The sequence below is a fragment of the Chelativorans xinjiangensis genome, from assembly GCF_009812055.1.
Classification (GTDB): Bacteria; Pseudomonadota; Alphaproteobacteria; order Rhizobiales; family Rhizobiaceae; genus Chelativorans; species Chelativorans xinjiangense.
In genome coordinates this window covers 1-15,728 of sequence record NZ_WQNH01000014.1, presented here as the reverse complement: position 1 = coordinate 15,728, position 15,728 = coordinate 1, and the positions used below count along the sequence as shown (strand labels likewise).

14 protein-coding genes and 1 tRNA gene are annotated in these 15,728 nt (G+C 64.8%); 12 read left to right on the top strand and 3 right to left on the bottom strand.

The genetic code is table 11. The annotated features are described in order from the left end of the window. Positions 1-147 precede the first annotated feature (147 nt). Positions 148-2,301, bottom strand: coding sequence for a ParB/RepB/Spo0J family partition protein (locus GM910_RS11735; RefSeq protein ID WP_246226040.1), 2,154 nt, complete (start codon positions 2,299-2,301; stop codon positions 148-150). 466 nt (positions 2,302-2,767) lie between these two features. Between GM910_RS11735 and GM910_RS11730 the strand changes: the two genes are divergently transcribed. Both GM910_RS11730 and GM910_RS11725 read left to right on the top strand, forming a co-directional pair. Continuing rightward, positions 2,768-3,622: a type IV toxin-antitoxin system AbiEi family antitoxin domain-containing protein gene (locus GM910_RS11730; RefSeq protein ID WP_425482675.1), complete on the top strand. Its 855-nt coding sequence runs from the start codon at positions 2,768-2,770 to the stop codon at positions 3,620-3,622. Continuing rightward, complete coding sequence (locus tag GM910_RS11725; RefSeq protein ID WP_159587734.1) at positions 3,612-4,529, top strand: nucleotidyl transferase AbiEii/AbiGii toxin family protein; 918 nt, start codon at positions 3,612-3,614, stop codon at positions 4,527-4,529. Before GM910_RS11730 ends, GM910_RS11725 begins: the two co-directional genes overlap by 11 nt. A gap of 244 nt (positions 4,530-4,773) precedes the next feature. Here the strand turns inward: GM910_RS11725 and GM910_RS11720 are convergent. Further along, positions 4,774-4,850 (bottom strand) — tRNA-Arg (locus tag GM910_RS11720). A 265-nt stretch (positions 4,851-5,115) separates the two neighbouring features. Here GM910_RS11720 and GM910_RS11715 point away from each other — a divergent pair. From GM910_RS11715 to GM910_RS11675, 9 genes are all read left to right on the top strand, one after another. After that, complete coding sequence (locus GM910_RS11715) at positions 5,116-5,376, top strand: hypothetical protein (RefSeq protein ID WP_159587733.1); 261 nt, start codon at positions 5,116-5,118, stop codon at positions 5,374-5,376. A gap of 405 nt (positions 5,377-5,781) precedes the next feature. Beyond that, positions 5,782-7,956 carry a malate synthase G gene (locus tag GM910_RS11710; protein WP_159587732.1) on the top strand — a complete coding sequence of 725 codons (2,175 nt, stop codon included), beginning with the start codon at positions 5,782-5,784 and terminating at the stop codon, positions 7,954-7,956. Positions 7,957-8,251: 295 nt separating this feature from the next. After that, on the top strand, positions 8,252-8,929 hold the full coding sequence (tsaB, locus tag GM910_RS11705) for a tRNA (adenosine(37)-N6)-threonylcarbamoyltransferase complex dimerization subunit type 1 TsaB (protein ID WP_159587731.1): 678 nt from the start codon (positions 8,252-8,254) through the stop codon (positions 8,927-8,929). Then, positions 8,926-9,420 (top strand): ribosomal protein S18-alanine N-acetyltransferase, encoded by a 495-nt coding sequence (gene rimI / locus GM910_RS11700; protein WP_201285482.1) that lies wholly within the window; start codon positions 8,926-8,928, stop codon positions 9,418-9,420. The genes tsaB and rimI overlap by 4 nt, the downstream gene beginning before the upstream one ends. A gap of 21 nt (positions 9,421-9,441) precedes the next feature. Next, the gene (gene olsA / locus GM910_RS11695; RefSeq protein ID WP_159587794.1) at positions 9,442-10,230 is read left to right on the top strand and encodes a lyso-ornithine lipid O-acyltransferase; all 789 of its coding nucleotides are present in this window, start codon (positions 9,442-9,444) and stop codon (positions 10,228-10,230) included. Between the two features lie 155 nt (positions 10,231-10,385). After that, a complete protein-coding gene (gene miaB, locus GM910_RS11690; RefSeq protein ID WP_246226038.1) occupies positions 10,386-11,834 on the top strand; it encodes a tRNA (N6-isopentenyl adenosine(37)-C2)-methylthiotransferase MiaB in 1,449 nt (482 codons plus the stop codon). Between the two features lie 44 nt (positions 11,835-11,878). After that, positions 11,879-12,874 (top strand): PhoH family protein, encoded by a 996-nt coding sequence (locus GM910_RS11685; RefSeq protein WP_159587793.1) that lies wholly within the window; start codon positions 11,879-11,881, stop codon positions 12,872-12,874. Then, complete coding sequence (gene ybeY, locus GM910_RS11680) at positions 12,867-13,361, top strand: rRNA maturation RNase YbeY (RefSeq protein ID WP_159587728.1); 495 nt, start codon at positions 12,867-12,869, stop codon at positions 13,359-13,361. Before GM910_RS11685 ends, ybeY begins: the two co-directional genes overlap by 8 nt. Before the next feature lie 27 nt (positions 13,362-13,388). Beyond that, the gene (locus GM910_RS11675) at positions 13,389-14,444 is read left to right on the top strand and encodes a hemolysin family protein (protein WP_159587727.1); all 1,056 of its coding nucleotides are present in this window, start codon (positions 13,389-13,391) and stop codon (positions 14,442-14,444) included. A gap of 6 nt (positions 14,445-14,450) precedes the next feature. Here the strand turns inward: GM910_RS11675 and GM910_RS11670 are convergent, their stop codons facing one another. Then, complete coding sequence (locus GM910_RS11670; RefSeq protein ID WP_159587726.1) at positions 14,451-15,056, bottom strand: CDP-alcohol phosphatidyltransferase family protein; 606 nt, start codon at positions 15,054-15,056, stop codon at positions 14,451-14,453. A 151-nt stretch (positions 15,057-15,207) separates the two neighbouring features. Between GM910_RS11670 and apaG the strand changes: the two genes are divergently transcribed. Beyond that, positions 15,208-15,600 (top strand): Co2+/Mg2+ efflux protein ApaG, encoded by a 393-nt coding sequence (gene apaG / locus GM910_RS11665; RefSeq protein WP_159587725.1) that lies wholly within the window; start codon positions 15,208-15,210, stop codon positions 15,598-15,600. The last annotated feature ends 128 nt before the right edge of the window (positions 15,601-15,728 follow it).

The window sequence follows — 15,728 nt, the reverse complement described above, 5'->3', positions numbered from 1 at the left end:
AGCGACGTGTAGGCGGAGAACCTGCTGGTCGTGATTCCGGTTGTTGTGCTGTCGAGGTCTCCGGCCGCGCAGACGGCGCGGCCGGAAATTTCCTCGATTCTGATGGGGGAGGCTGGCCGGAGCCGTCGCGGCTCCGGCCTGGGCGGCTTACTCGGCCGCGATGTGGAAGGCTTCGCCATCCGAGCCGCTGCCATCATCGGCAGACGAAACGCCCGAACCATCCGGCGCTCCTTCTGCCGCAGGCTCCGCATCCGCCTCGGCCAGAGCATCGCTTTCCAGCGCGTCCCGTCGTTCCATTTCCGGTTCCGAGAACCAGGCAGGCTTGGCCGTCCGCATCATCGCGGGGAGCCAGCCGGTTGCGGTAAGCAACTGCTCGGCAGCTTCCGCCATCGGCTGCTTCTTCATGGACGAAAGCCTGTCCGCCGCCTCGTCGCTGACGGCTTCGCGCACGGCAGCGAGGATATGCGCCTTGGTGACGCGGCCGAGATAGGTCCGCACCGTCGGGGTCCAATGCTCGGCCATGTCGAGGGACACCGCCGTTGCCAGCCTATCCGCCGTCTGATGCGCATGGGGCTTGCACTCCCAAGGCTGCTTCACGGCGTTGACCGTGAGCGAGGCGCAATGCGCGAACAGCGCCATGACGCTCGCATGGTCGAGCGAGGCGATGAAGCCCCACAGGTCGCCTACATCACGGGGCATGTCCGCCGCCCATGCGGCCTGCCGATCCGCCAGCAGCTTCGCCGGGGCCGTGTCCTCGATGCCGTCCGCGTGTCCGCCAAGATGTGCGCTGGTGGGGCGGATTTCGAGGCAATGCGCTTCCACGCCGCGATAGAAGGTCTGCACGGCCAGCGCATGGGTGACGGCAATCAACGCCATGTCCGGCTGCTCGCCAAGGGCAAGGCGAAGCCCAAGCGTGCGGTGAGCGGTCAGGTCGCGGATGAGAAGGTCCGACAGCGGCTTGCCGTCATCCTCCGGTTCCTCGTCCTCAGCATCGCGCGCGGAAACTTGGGTATCCCGCTCGTCATAGTCGCCGTCCTCGATGATTTCGCCATCGGCGTTGACGCGAACACCATCACCATCTGCGCCATCCTCGGCTTCTTCCGATTCTGGCTTCTCGTCTTCCGGACGGATGAAACCGCGCTCGATACGGGCCTCCCCGTCATGGGAGAGGACTACAAGCACGCCGCCGCGCGCGATGTCGTCGGGATCGTAGGCATGACGCAGGCCGTCAATGCGCTCGATCTCGGTTTCCAACTCCCCGAAACGCTCATCCACGTCATCGGGCAGTTCGTCGGCGCTGTCGTATTGCTCGGTCAGCGCGTCATATTCCGTCTGCACCGCTTCCCGTGCTGCTTCATCTTCCGTCGACAACGCCACGGACTGCGGGTAATTCCGGCGCAGGCCATGTGCATGCGGGAAGTCGATGTGGACGGAAGCCCATTTCCAGCCTTCCGCTTGAACCTCGGCAGCGATGCGCTCCAACTTTTCCAGCACAAGCTGGTCCAGCAGCGCGGCATCTTCATAGAAGCCGCCGCGATCGTCCGTGAACAGGTCGCGGATGATGACGCCGCCGGCCTCGGTGTAGGCTTCCGCGCCGACGAAGATCGCGCGCCGATCCGTCGCCGCCACATTGGTCTTGGTCAGGTCACGGCGGATGATCCACGGCTCGCGGTTATAGGAGAGGTTTTCATAGACCTGCTCCTGCCGGGCGTGGTCCTCGGTGATGGCGAAGGCCATCAACTGGTCGAGGGTCAATTCGCCGTCGCGATAGACTTGCATCAGCCGAGGCGAGACCGCGCCAAGGCGAAGCCGCTGCTTGACCACATGCGCCGTCACGCCGAACCGGGCGGCGATTTCCTCTGCTCCCCATCCGCGATTTTCTGAAAGCTCGCGGAAGCGTTCGTATTCGTCGGCGGGGTGCAAGTCCTCGCGGTTGACGTTCTCGTCAAGGCTGATTTCGCTCGGGTCGTTCTTGGTGTCGATGACGCAGCGGATCGGTTCGGTCTTCTTGATCTGTTTGCGCTTCACGCGCAGCAACTGCGCCAGCCTGCGGCCTTCGCCGATGGTGGCGAAATAGAAGCCGGTCGGCTCGCCTGCCTCGTCAAGCTCCGGCTCCACCACAAGGTTTTGCAGGATGCCCTTGGCATGGATGCTCGCGGCCTTGGCTTCGATAGACGCCTCGCTGTGCGGGGTCTTCCGCGCATTGCGCGGCGACTTCTTCAACTTGTCGAGCGGAATGAAGATTTCCGCTCCGCTGGCGGCAACGGCGGCACCGTCCACGCCGGCGATCTCACCGGTCATATCAACCTGATCCGCCATCGCCTCGATGACGGCTTTCGTCTTCCTTGAATTCCTAGCCATTGTTTGATCCTTTCTCCGTTAATGCCGAAGGCATGTCCCTCGACATGCCTTCCGGGGGCGCGTGAGCGCGCGGGAGTGAGGGGGGCCAATGCCGGCGAGCAGAGCTGGGCTGCACGGCGAGCGAGGCGGATCGGTTCAGTTCAGATGGTGAGGGCTATGCATCGCTTTGCGAGCAAGCGGCCCCGCTCTGGCGCAGGCGGCGTTGGCGGGGGAGCGAGGGGAAAGTCTCCTCGCTCCCCGGTCGGGCACACGGCCGATCGATTATGATTTACCTATCGCAGCCTGATATGGGGTAGCGTCGCGAGTGGCGACCGTGCTTTGAATAGGGTGTGTTTTGTCCACGCTAGGTTGACTAAAACTATCACTTGTAAAGTTCTGCTCGTAGCCACTTTGAAATCATGCCATAATGTCCATTATGGATGGACATAACGCCTCGAAGCTAAAGCTACTCCTTCAAGCCGTGCCACCGGGCTTTCTGGTCGATACGGCTTGGATGACGCGCCACGCCATCTCACGACAGTCGGTGTCGGCCTATATCAAGCAGGGCTGGCTTGAGAGGGTGACGCAGGGCGTCTATCGCCGCCCTTTCACGACTGGAGAAAATCCGGAAGCCATCACCGGGTGGAAAATCCCTCTGCTATCCGCCCAGTGGATCATGGGGCATGACTTCCATGTCGGTGGCCAGACCGCCCTGAGCCTTCGCGGTCATTCACACTATCTGCAGTTGGGTGGCGGCTCCGCAATCTATCTCTACGGGCCGGACATACCGACGTGGCTAGCGAAGCTGCGAACCGATGTCCGCTTCGTCCGGAGGAACGATGCTCTGTTCGGCGAGGAAGCCACCGGCGTCGAAGACCGTGAATTCAGCCTGTCTGAGGGATTGGATGCGGAACTGGGACTTAGTCCCTGGCGCTGGCCGATAAGAATGTCGTCGGCCGAGCGGGCGACCCTTGAGGCACTTGACGAGTTGCCAAAGAACGAGAGCTTCCACACCATCGATATGATGTTTGAAGGCCTGGTCAATCTGCGCCCCAAATTGCTGATGACGCTTCTGGCTCACTGTCGGAGCGTGAAAGTCAAACGCTTGTTCTTCATCTATGCCGACAAGCATGCGCATGCCTGGCGCAAGCATATCGACATGTCGAACATCGACATGGGAAGTGGCGATCGGGCGCTCACTCCGGGTGGTCGCCTTCATCCAATCTACCGCATCACGGTCCCCGCCGACCTGTTGCCACAGGAGGCTGCGCATGGCGCGTGACCAATACATGCGGCAGGTCGAACTGCTGGTCCGGACACTGCCCTACATCGCGCGACACGAGGCGTTCGCGCTCAAGGGTGGAACCGCCATCAATCTCTTCTATCGCGACATGCCGCGCCTGTCGGTCGACATCGACCTGACTTATCTGCCGATCGAGGATCGTGAAACGACGCTGAACGGCATCGACACCACGCTCGACCGCATCCGCGAGGACCTGCTGCGGAATTTGCGCGGCGTCGCCGTCCAGCGGATCGCCGGCGGCGGCAACAACGATACACGCGTGCTGGTGCGGCAAGGCGGCACCGAAATCAAGATCGAGACCTCGCCGGTTTCGCGAGGGACAGTGCATGCTTCGGAACTGCGACCTGTGACTGACGTGGTCGCCAACACATTCGGCTTTGCCGAAATGCAGGTTGTGTCCTTCGAAGATCTGTTCGGCGGAAAGCTCCATGCGGCTGTTGACCGTCAGCACCCGCGGGATCTTTTCGATGTGAAGCTGCTCTATGAAAACGAAGGGCTGACGGACGCGCTGTTTCGCACCTTCCTCATTTATGTCGCCAGTTCCGGTCGGCCGCCACACGAACTCATCAAGCCATCCTTTGCCGATCTCGACGAAGGTTTCGTCAAGGAGTTCGAAGGCATGACCGCCGAGCCGGTAAGCCTGAGCGAGCTAGAGGATGCGCGGGTGCGGCTGACCGGTGACTTGCACGCGCGGCTGGATGACAAGGCTATGCGGTTCCTGCTTTCATTGCATGATGCCGAGCCGGATTTTGAAGCCATCGGCATGCCCCAGGCGGCGAACCTACCTGCGGTGCGGTGGAAGCTGCTCAACCTCGCAAAACTGAAAGAGCAAAACCCCGAGAAGCATGCCCAGCAGCGCCAAGCGATCGAGGAGATGCTGCCCTAGCCGAGCCGTCCATGCCACCCGGCTGATCCGAAGTCGATCACGTGGAGAATTGCTGCGACTCTATCTAGCGCAGCACAGCCAGCGCTTGACACGACGAGAATCTGGCTGACTCAGCGATACCGAGGAGGCAAGAGCGAATTTTTTTGGCGCTTCCTGTGGATGAAATTGGCCGCCGTCTGCTTCCTATATGCTTCCTGTAGCAATTTTTGGAGTAGCGCCTTGTCGGCTAAGTAACTGATTTTGTTGGCGCACCCGACAGGATTCGAACCTGTGACCTCTGCCTTCGGAGGGCAGCGCTCTATCCAACTGAGCTACGGGTGCAGGGCTTGACCGGGCCAAAAGCCCGAAAGCGCGCCGCGCTTACATAGCCGAACACGCCCCGCTCATCAACGGCGAAAGCGGCGCCCCGCCACGTGGCAGCGCGACGCCTTGCCTCACTCAGACGTGAAAACTCGTGCGGAACAGTAAATCCGTGCGCTTCGTTAGGCCCGTGAGCAAGGCGAAATGAAACCATGAAAGGGAAGATAAATGCGTAAGATTCTCCTGGCTACCTCGGCTTTGGCCCTGCTCGGCGCGGGTGCCAGCTATGCCCAGGATTTCGAACCTTCCGGTGCCAGATGTCGTGGAGACGCAGGACGTCGACACCGACTTCACGACAGGCGCCGTTGAGCCCGAGCCGCTGGTGCCGTTTTTCCCCAATCAGGTGGACGCGGCGGACGGCTTCAAGCCCAGCGATCCCAATGATTCTCCTACGCCGGACATCGTTCAAGGCGATGATTTGGGCGATGAAGGCATCACGACCAGCGCCATGACCTGGCCTCTGAGCAACAGGGACGCGCAATATTGACGGTCCACCGCAGCACCGCGGATACCGTTCCTGCGGGGGAGGAGCGCGATCGTAAGCTCCACCGCAGGAAAAAGTGGATACAGCCACGCTGAAGCCCTCCCTCCCAGGGCTGACCGCGGAAAGGCCGCTCGGGCTCGTCCCGGCGCGGCCTTTCATCTTTGCGCTTCCCGAGCAACGTGCCGTGCGCTACAGCGGCGCCGAAAAAGCGTCGCGGCGCACGCCTGCCGCGCATAGAGCACTGTGCGTCCGTTCGGACGCACAGTGCTCTATGTTTTGAATCTACGCATCGTGCTTCCCGAAAATCGATTCCGATTTTCGGGCCGATGCTGTAGTCGGATGACCAATTGACCCCTCGCCTCCGCCGTGGTCAAACGCGGGCAGGCAAGCACTGTGGAGACGTTGCGAATGAGCGATCGCGTCGAGATCAACGGGCTGAAGATCGCCCGTACGCTACATGATTTCACGGTGGAGGAAGCCCTTCCCGGCACCGGCGTCGACGCGGAAACCTTCTGGTATGCGCTTTCCGACATCGTGCATGCGCTTTCGCCGAAGAACCGGGCGCTGCTTGCAGCGCGGGATGCCATGCAGTCCAGGATCGACGCCTGGTACCGCGAGAACGGCGCACCGGTCGATCCGGCCGGCTACGAGGCTTTTCTGCGCGAGATCGGCTACCTGCTGCCGGAGGGGCCGGATTTCCGGGTGACGACCTCGGATGTCGACCCCGAGATCGCTCACGTCGCCGGCCCGCAGCTCGTCGTGCCGGTGATGAACGCCCGTTACGCGCTGAACGCGGCCAATGCCCGTTGGGGCTCGCTCTATGACGCGCTTTACGGCACCGACGCCATTCCTGAGAGCGACGGCGCGGAGCGCGGCAAGGCGTATAATCCCAGGCGCGGCGAGAAGGTCATCGCCTGGGCGCGCGCCTTTCTCGACGAGAGCGCCCCGCTCGAAGGCGCAAGCTGGCGCGAGGTGACCGGCCTCGCCGTTAAGGACGGGAAGCTCGTCGTCGACACGGAAGCCGGCCCCGCCGGCCTGAAGGACCCGGCGCAATTCGTCGCCTACGGCCACGAGCCGGACAGCCTCGAAGAGGTGATGCTGACGCGCAACGGGCTGCATATCGACATCGTCATCGACCGCGACCACCCGATCGGCAAGACGGACAGGGCCGGCATCGCCGATGTCGTCCTCGAGGCCGCCATGACCACCATCATGGATTGCGAGGATTCGATCGCCGCCGTCGATGCGGAAGACAAGGTGCTGGTCTACCGCAACTGGCTCGGCCTCATGAAGGGCGACCTGACGGCGTCGTTCGAGAAGGGCGGAAAGACCCTCACGCGCGATCTGAGCGACGATGTGCGGCTCAAGGCGCCGGCCGGGCAGCCCTTCACGCTCCCCGGCCGCTCCCTGATGCTGGTGCGCAATGTCGGCCACCTGATGACCAACCCGGCGATCCTCGACCGCGAGGGCAACGAGGTGCCCGAAGGCGTCATGGACGCCATGTTCACCGCCATGATCGCCCTCCACGACATCGGCCCGGGCGGCCGCCACAAGAACAGCCGCGCCGGCTCCATGTATGTGGTGAAGCCGAAGATGCACGGGCCGGAAGAGGTCGCCTTCGCGGTCGATCTCTTCGCCCGCGTCGAGGATGCGCTCGGCATGCGCGCCAACACCGTGAAGATGGGCATCATGGACGAGGAGCGGCGCACCACCGTCAACCTGAAGGAGTGCATCCGCGCCGCTGCCGAGCGCGTCGTCTTCATCAACACCGGCTTCCTCGACCGCACCGGCGACGAGATCCACACCTCCATGGAAGCCGGCCCCATGATCCGCAAGGGCGACATGAAGGAAGCGCCCTGGATCAAGGCCTACGAGGACTGGAACGTCGACATCGGCCTCCAATGCGGGCTTTCCGGCCGTGCCCAGATCGGTAAGGGCATGTGGGCCATGCCCGATCTGATGGCCGCCATGCTGGAGCAGAAGATCGGCCATCCCAAGGCCGGCGCCAACACCGCCTGGGTACCGTCCCCCACCGCCGCCGTCCTCCACGCCACGCACTATCACAAGGTCGACGTGAAGGCGGTGCAGGAAAGCCTCAAGAACCGCCCGCGCGCGAAACTTTCCGACATACTTTCGGTGCCCGTGGCGGTCAGGCCCAACTGGACGCCCGAGGAAATCCAGCGCGAACTCGACAACAACGCGCAAGGGATCCTCGGCTACGTGGTGCGCTGGGTGGACCAGGGCGTCGGCTGCTCCAAGGTGCCGGACATCAACGACATCGGCCTGATGGAGGACCGCGCCACGCTCCGCATCTCCTCCCAGCACATCGCCAACTGGCTGCACCACGGCGTGGTGACGCGCGAACAGGTGACGGAGACCATGAAACGCATGGCAAAGGTCGTCGACCGCCAGAACGCGGGCGACCCGGGCTACGAGCCGATGGCGCCCGATTTCGACACCTCCATCGCCTTTAAGGCCGCCTGCGACCTCGTCTTCAAGGGACGCGAGCAGCCGAACGGCTACACCGAACCCGTCCTGCACGCGCGCCGGCTGGAGAAGAAGGCGCGGGACCGGGCGGGGTAGAACGGGGTTCAGCCATGTCCGGAGCCGACCACGCCCCTTCGCGCACCCCTCTGTCCTGCCGGGCATCTCCCTCACACGGGGGGAGATCGGCCGTCGCATATGGCTTCGCCAACCATCGGCGTTGCAGAACAGGTGCCGGAGCAAGCGGCCAGTCTAATCTCCCCCCTTGCGGGGGAGATGCCCGGCAGGACAGAGGGGGGCGCGAAAGGGCGCCGGCCCCTCCCTTTACCCCAACACCCGCAAGTCCGGTGTCCACACGCCTCGTCAATCGACCGGCATCGGACGCCACCCTCCCATGAACATCCTCGCCATCGACACCGCCGCCACGCTCTGCGCGGCCTGCGTCTACGATTCCACCGCCCGTGTGGAGAAGGGACGTGCCGTCTTGGAGCTTGGCAAGGGCCACGCCGAGCATGTGATGACGATCGTCGGCCAGGCACTGGAACATGCCGGCATTCCTTATGAGGCCCTCGGCACAGTCGCGGTCTCCGTCGGCCCCGGCTCGTTCACCGGCGTCCGCGTGGGCGTGGCCGCTGCGCGGGGGCTCGCGCTGGCATTGAAGGTCCCGGCCATAGGTGTCACCACGCTCGAAGCGCTGGCAGCCGAAGCGCGCGAATCTTTCCCCCATCGCCCGGTGCTCGCCGTCATCGGCAACAGGCCGGAAAGTCTTGCCACGGCCCGCTTCGATGCCTCCGGCGCCTGTATTGAGGGGCCGACCCTGGCCACAATCGAGACGGTCACCGCGACAGCGCGCGCCGGGCGCCCCGTTCTCGCCGGCGACGCGGCGGGCCTGATCGCTGAGGCTGCGGGCGGCACCCTCGACATGGGGCCGCAAAGGGCAACGGCGGATATCCTCTTCTACGCCCGCATCGCCGCCCGGCGCCCACCCGGCGACAAGCCGAAGCCGCTCTATCTGCGCGCCCCGGACGCCAGGCCGCAGGGCGCCTTCGCCCTTCCCCTGAAAGACCGCTGATGGCGTTCTCCTTCACCCCCTTCCGGCGAAGAGACTTCACCGTGCGCCCGCTCGAGAGCGCCGACAGCGATGCGGTCTCCGCCCTGCATGCGGAAGATTTCGCACGCCCCTGGACGGATGACGAATTCGCCGCGCTGATCGCCCAGGACGCCGTCTTCGGCTTCGTCGCGGTGGAGGTGGGCGCAGTGGGGGCGAGGCCGTGCGGCTTCGTTCTGGCCAGGCTGGCGGCCGGCGAGGCGGAAATCCTCACCATCGCCGTCTCCCGCCCGTATCGCCGCCGCGGCCTCGGCCGCATGCTGATGGACGCCGTTCTGCGCGCCCTGCACGCCGAACGGGCGGAGGCGCTCCTCCTGGAAGTGGACGAGAACAACCTGCCCGCCGCCGCCCTCTACCGCCGCCTCGGCTTCCGCGAAGTCGGACGTCGCCCGCACTACTACGAGAATGCGGCAGGCCGCACGAACGCCCTCGTCATGCGGCGGGACTTGCGGTAGGGGCGCATGCGCAACAGGTCTATCTTCCCGACAATCCGCCTCGCCGGCGCGCTGTTGCTCGTGGCGGCCGGCACCGTGCCCCTGGCGCTTGTGCAGGCGCTGGTGTTGCGTACCGGATGGTGGAGCGATCGGGTCGTGCCGCGGCTCTGGCATCGGCTGGCCCTCAAGGTGCTGGGCATTCGCGTTCAAACAAAGGGCGCCGCGGCGGCGGAGCGACCGCTGCTGATCGCGGCGAACCACATCTCGTGGACCGACATCATGGTGCTCGGCTCGCTCGGCGGCATGCATTTCATCGCCAAGTCCGACGTGCGGGACTGGCCGGTGATGGGTTCGCTTGCGCGGCTGCAGCGCACCGTCTTCGTCGAGCGTGAGCGCAGGCGCGCCTCGTCCGGGCAAATGCGCGAGATTGCCGCGCGTCTGGCCGACGGCGATCCGATGGTGCTCTTCGCCGAGGGCACGACCGGCGGCGGCAGCCGCGTGCTGCCCTTCAAGTCCATGCTCTTCGGCGCCGCCCAGCTTGCGCTCGGCGCGCTCCCGGCCGAGCGCGTCCTGGTGCAGCCGGTCGCCATCGCCTACATGCGCAAGAACGGTTTGCCGCTCGACCGGCGCGAGCGCGGAGACGTCGCCTGGATCGGCGACACCGCGCTTCTCCCGCATCTCAAGACCATGCTCGGCGCGGGCGTGATCGATGTGGAAGTGCACTTCGGCGAACCGATCCCGTTTTGCGCGGAATCGGACCGCAAGGCGGTGGCGCGCGCCGCTGAAAACGAGGTGCGGCGGATGCTCGTGGCAGCGCTGCGACGCCGCTAGTGGTCTGACCCGAACAGATGGTGCCCATCTGTTTGGAAAAGTCAGCCCACAAGCTATCAATCTGGTGGTGCGTAAGGTGAAACGTGGCAGCGTTCAAAAACCGTCTGTTTTTTGACCTCCAAAGACGCTAGGTAACCGGCATGGAACAGAATACGATGCCGGACATGATGAGCCGTGAAGAAGCGCCCGACACGGGCGCAACGGGCGCAGCGCCCAAGAAGGTCTTCGTGAAGACCTACGGCTGCCAGATGAACGTCTACGATTCCCAGCGCATGGCCGATGCGCTGGCAGCCGACGGCTATCGTCCGACGGAAGCGATCGAGGACGCCGACCTCGTGCTCCTGAACACCTGCCATATCCGCGAGAAGGCGGCGGAGAAGGTCTATTCCGAGCTCGGCCGCATCCGCCTGCTCAAGGAAGAGCGCGCCAGGAACGGCCGCGAGACGGTGGTTGGCGTGGCCGGCTGTGTGGCGCAGGCAGAAGGGCGCGAGATCCTGCGCCGCGCGCCGGCGGTGGACCTCGTCATCGGCCCGCAGACCTATCACCGCCTGCCGTCCGTCGTCAGCCGGGCCAGGGGCGGCGAGAAGATCGTCGAGACCGAATACGCCATCGAGGACAAGTTCGAGCACCTGCCGGCGCCCGAGCGCAAGGCCGTCCGGAGCCGCGGCGTCACCGCCTTCCTCACCGTGCAGGAGGGTTGCGACAAGTTCTGCACCTTCTGCGTGGTTCCCTATACGCGGGGCTCGGAAGTCTCGCGGCCGGTCGGCCAGATCGTCGCCGAGGCCGAGCGGCTGGCAGAAGCCGGCGTGCGCGAGGTCACCCTCCTCGGCCAGAACGTCAACGCCTGGCACGGCGAGGGCGCCGACGGGCGCGAATGGGGCCTGGGCGAGCTTCTCTTCCGGCTGGCGGAGGTGCCGGGCATCGAGCGGCTGCGCTACACCACCAGCCACCCGCGCGACATGGACGACGCGCTGATCGCCGCCCACCGCGACCTGCCGCAACTGATGCCCTATCTCCACCTGCCGGTGCAGGCGGGCTCCGACCGCATCCTCAAGGCAATGAACCGCCGCCACACCGCCGATGATTACCTGCGCCTCATCGACAGGATTCGCGCTGCCCGCCCGGATATCGCCATGTCGGGCGATTTCATCGTCGGCTTTCCCGGCGAGACGGACGCGGATTTCGAGGAAACGATGCGCATCGTGCGCGAGGTCGGCTACGCGCAGGCCTTCTCCTTCAAATATTCGCCGCGGCCGGGAACGCCCGGCGCGGACATGGAAGACCAGGTGCCCGAGGCCGTGAAGGACGCGCGCCTCAAGCGGCTTCAAGCCCTGCTCACCGAGCAGCAGCGCTCGTTCGCGCAAAGCCTCGTCGGAACGACCATCGATCTTCTCTTGGAGAAGCCCGGCCGCGAGGCGGGTCAGCTTGTCGGCCGCTCGCCCTGGCTGCAGCCGGTGATCGTCGATGAAGAGGCTGGCGAAATCGGCGACATTGTGGAAGTGCGAATAACGCGGGCAGGCTCCAACAGCCTGTTCGCCGATCCAGTGCAGCCTATCGATTTTGGCGCGGCCAGAACAGCCGCCACGAAGGAGGAACACGTTTGACGGCTGGCACGCAGTTGAAGAATACGCCCTCCGGGGCGTCCGACATGGCGCACATCGTGCTGACCTTCGACAACAACAAGCTTGCTGGCGTCCTCTACGGCCCGTTCGATGAGAACCTGGCGCGCATCGAGCAGAAGCTGGGCGTCGACATCCATTCCAAGGGCAACCAGCTTGCCATCAAGGGCGAGCCGACCGCCGCCGAGCAGGCTCGCCGGGCGCTCGATTATCTGTACGAACTCGTGCAGGGCGGCACGGAGCTTTCGGCCTCCGAGGTGGATGGCGCCGTGCGCCTTGCGCAGGCGACCGACGATCAGCTGAGCCTCCCCACCATGGAGGGCAGGGGAAAGCTTGCTGCCGCGCAAATCTCCACGCGCAAGCGCACGGTCTACGCCCGCTCGCCCAACCAGGACGCCTATATGCGCGCGCTGGAGCGCTCCGAGCTCGTCTTCGGCATCGGGCCCGCCGGCACGGGCAAGACGTTCCTGGCCGTCGCCTACGCCGCCATGCTTCTGGAGCGCGGCATGGTCGACCGCATCGTGCTGTCGCGGCCGGCGGTGGAGGCGGGCGAGCGGCTCGGCTTCCTCCCCGGCGACATGCGCGAGAAGGTCGACCCCTATCTGCGCCCGCTCTACGACGCGCTCTACGACATGATGCCGGCCGACAAGGTGGAGCGCGCGCTCGCCGCCGACGTGATCGAGATCGCGCCGCTGGCCTTCATGCGCGGGCGCACGCTCAACAATGCTGTGGTGATCCTCGATGAGGCGCAGAACACCACGCCCATGCAGATGAAGATGTTCCTGACGCGATTGGGCGAAAACGGCCGCATGATCGTGACCGGCGATCCGAGCCAGATCGACCTGCCGCCGAACACCAAATCGGGCCTCGTGGAAGCGTTGCAGGTGCTGAAGGACGTGCAGGGCATCGTAACCGTCCGCTTCAACGAGAAGGACGTGGTGCGCCATCCGCTGGTGGCGGCCATCGTCGAAGCCTACGACCGCGAGATGCCCGGCGGCTCACCGTCGCCCAGGAAAGATGCCTGACCGACAGCCGTCGTCCGCTCCTGACGTCGCCATCGATATCGCGGTGGAAGCCGACGGCTGGCCGGCGGCGGAGGCGTTGCAGCGTCTGGCCGGGGAAGCGGTAGCGGCGGCCGCCGCCACGACCGGTGCCGGCGGCGGCCGGACACTCGGCATCCTTTTCACGGACGACGAGAACATCCGCGCGTTGAACGCCCGCTTTCGCGGCAAGGACAAGCCGACCAACGTCCTGTCTTTTCCCGCCCCACCCGGCATGCCGCCGCATGGTGGGCCGCCGCACCTGGGGGACATCGCGCTCGCCCGCGAGACGATCGTCCGCGAGGCCGAAGCGGAAGGAAAGGCCTTCGATCATCATTTGACTCATCTTGTCGTTCACGGTTTCCTTCATCTTGCGGGCTACGATCACGAGACGGCAGAGGAGGCGGACGAGATGGAAAGCCTGGAAAGGCGCATCTTGAAGGGCCTTGCCATTGGCGACCCCTATGCATAACTGTGTAGGTGAAACGACTGAAAGACGATGACTGACACATCCATGATCGCCGCCGGCGGCACCTCGGACGCCGAAGGCGGTTCTCCCGCGGAGGGAGAAGAGGGGTCGAGTAGACCGCCTCAACGCGTCCAGACCAGACCAACGTTTCTTCGGCGGCTTGCCGTTTTGCTGGGCTTGCGCAACGGCTCGTCGCTGCACGACGATCTCGCCGAGGTGCTCCACGAGCACACCGCCGACACGGCTCCCTTCTCTGCGGGGGAGCGGGCGATGCTGCAGAACATCCTGCGCCTGCGCGAGTTGCGCGTAGAGGATGTCATGGTGCCGCGCGCCGATATCGAGGCGGTCGACCTCTCCACGACGCTGGGCGGGCTTTTGAACATTTTCGAGCGCGGGGCCCATTCGCGCATGCCGGTCTACGCCGAATCGCTCGATGACCCGCGCGGCATGGTGCATATCCGCGACGTGGTGGCCCATCTCATCCGCACCTCCCGTCAGAAGAAGGGGCGCGGCAGCCGCAAGAATCCGGCCGCCATGCCGCTCGACCTCGCCAATGTCGATCTCGGCCGCACCATCGGCGAGCTCAACATCATGCGGCCTCTGCTTTTCGTGCCGCCGTCCATGCTCGCCTCCGACCTCATGGCGCGCATGCAGGCCGGCCGCACGCAGATGGCGCTCGTCATCGACGAATATGGCGGCACCGACGGCCTCGTCTCGCTTGAGGATATCGTCGAGATGGTCATCGGCGACATCGAGGACGAGCACGACGAAGACGAGCCGATGATCGAGCGGACGGGCGACGGCATCTTCGTCGTCGACGCCCGGGCCGAGATCGAGGACGTGGCAAAGGCCATCGGCGACGGCTTCGGCGCCGGCGAGCACGCCGAGGACGTGGACACGATCGGCGGCATGATCTTCAACACGCTCGGCCGCGTGCCGGCGCGCGGCGAGGTGGTACAGGCGATCCCCGGCTTCGAATTCCACGTGCTCGACGCCGATCCACGCCGCGTCAAGCGGGTCCGCATCGTCCAGGGCCGCACCGCCGAACGCCGCCGCCGCATCCTCAAGCCGATAGCCGAGAAGTAGGCCGCTTCACCGAAACACCTTCCCCGCCAGCACCACGCGCGCCGCCGCCGTATAGAGCGTGATCGCCGCAAAAACGTAGGCGATGAGGGGAAACCACCCGGGAAACAGGCAGGCAAGCGCAAAGGCGATCAGCGTCTCGCCGGCTTCCGCCAGCCCGGTCGTGAAGAAGAAGGATTTCTCGCCCCGCTCCAGCGTTTTCATGCGGCGCTTTTCCGCCAGTGCCGCATAGGCGAGGAAGCTTGCGCCGTTGACGTAGAAGGCAAAGAGCAGGAACGCACCGGCCACGCCGTTGGCGCCGGGATCGTAGAGGACGAAGCCGAGAGGAATGACGCCGTAATAGGCGAAATCGAAGACGATATCGATATAGCCCCCGAAATCCGTGTTGCCCCCTATGCGCGCCAGCGCGCCGTCGAGTCCGTCGCCCAGCCGGCTCAGGACAATGAGCGCAAGCCCCACCCAGAAATGGCCCGTGGCGATGGCCGCGCCGGCGCCGAGCCCGGCCAACAGGCTCAGGACCGTCACGGCATTGGGCGAGACTCCCGCCGCCGCCAGCCTTGCCGCCAGCGCGGCGAGAACCGGCTCCAGCCTCCGTTTTCCCCAACCGTCGATCACCGTTCTCTCCTGCCCGGCATTCACCCAAATTGACCTATAGCCTTGCCGGACACATATCACCTGTCACAATGTCGTCAGACTCTTGCGAGGCGGCGCGCGGCAAGGTGGGACCCAAGGTGGACCCCCGAGGTGGGACCCCGAGGTGGGACAAATGTATCGAGCGATAACCCACGACATAGAGGTGTGCGTCGAGCCCTTCTTCCTGCCCGAGCGATCGGACCCGGAGGAAAACCGCTATGTCTGGGCCTATCAGATCACCATCGCCAATTTCTCCCGCGAGACGGTCAAGCTGATGTCGCGCTACTGGCAGATCACCGACGGGCTCGGGCGCATGCAGGAAGTGCGCGGCGAAGGCGTGGTGGGTGATCAGCCCGAGCTCGAGCCGGGCGACAGCTATCAGTACACCTCCGGCTGCCCGCTCACCACGTCCTCCGGCATCATGGCCGGGCGCTATACGATGCGGAACCCGCACGGGGCGACCTTCGAGGTGGAGATCCCGGCCTTTTCCCTCGACCTGCCGGGAGAGCAGGTTTCGCTCAACTGAGGGAGCCTGATGAATTCAGGCCGGGTCATTCCAACCGCCGTCATCCCGCTCCAAGGCATCTTCCCCCGCCCACGTCAAAAGCGGGCCGTCATTGCCGCATATGATGGACAATCGTATTGACATTGAAA

Excerpts from the sequence above, each read along its gene's own strand:
- GM910_RS11735 (WP_246226040.1), bottom strand. The coding sequence starts at position 2,301 with ATGACCGGTGAGATCGCCGGCGTGGACGGTGCCGCCGTTGCCGCCAGC.
- GM910_RS11730 (WP_425482675.1), top strand. The coding sequence starts at position 2,768 with ATGTCCATTATGGATGGACATAACGCCTCGAAGCTAAAGCTACTCCTT.
- GM910_RS11725 (WP_159587734.1), top strand. The coding sequence starts at position 3,612 with ATGGCGCGTGACCAATACATGCGGCAGGTCGAACTGCTGGTCCGGACA.
- GM910_RS11715 (WP_159587733.1), top strand. The coding sequence starts at position 5,116 with ATGCCCAGGATTTCGAACCTTCCGGTGCCAGATGTCGTGGAGACGCAG.
- GM910_RS11710 (WP_159587732.1), top strand. The coding sequence starts at position 5,782 with ATGAGCGATCGCGTCGAGATCAACGGGCTGAAGATCGCCCGTACGCTA.
- tsaB (WP_159587731.1), top strand. The coding sequence starts at position 8,252 with ATGAACATCCTCGCCATCGACACCGCCGCCACGCTCTGCGCGGCCTGC.
- miaB (WP_246226038.1), top strand. The coding sequence starts at position 10,386 with ATGCCGGACATGATGAGCCGTGAAGAAGCGCCCGACACGGGCGCAACG.
- GM910_RS11685 (WP_159587793.1), top strand. The coding sequence starts at position 11,879 with ATGGCGCACATCGTGCTGACCTTCGACAACAACAAGCTTGCTGGCGTC.
- ybeY (WP_159587728.1), top strand. The coding sequence starts at position 12,867 with ATGCCTGACCGACAGCCGTCGTCCGCTCCTGACGTCGCCATCGATATC.
- GM910_RS11675 (WP_159587727.1), top strand. The coding sequence starts at position 13,389 with ATGACTGACACATCCATGATCGCCGCCGGCGGCACCTCGGACGCCGAA.
- apaG (WP_159587725.1), top strand. The coding sequence starts at position 15,208 with ATGTATCGAGCGATAACCCACGACATAGAGGTGTGCGTCGAGCCCTTC.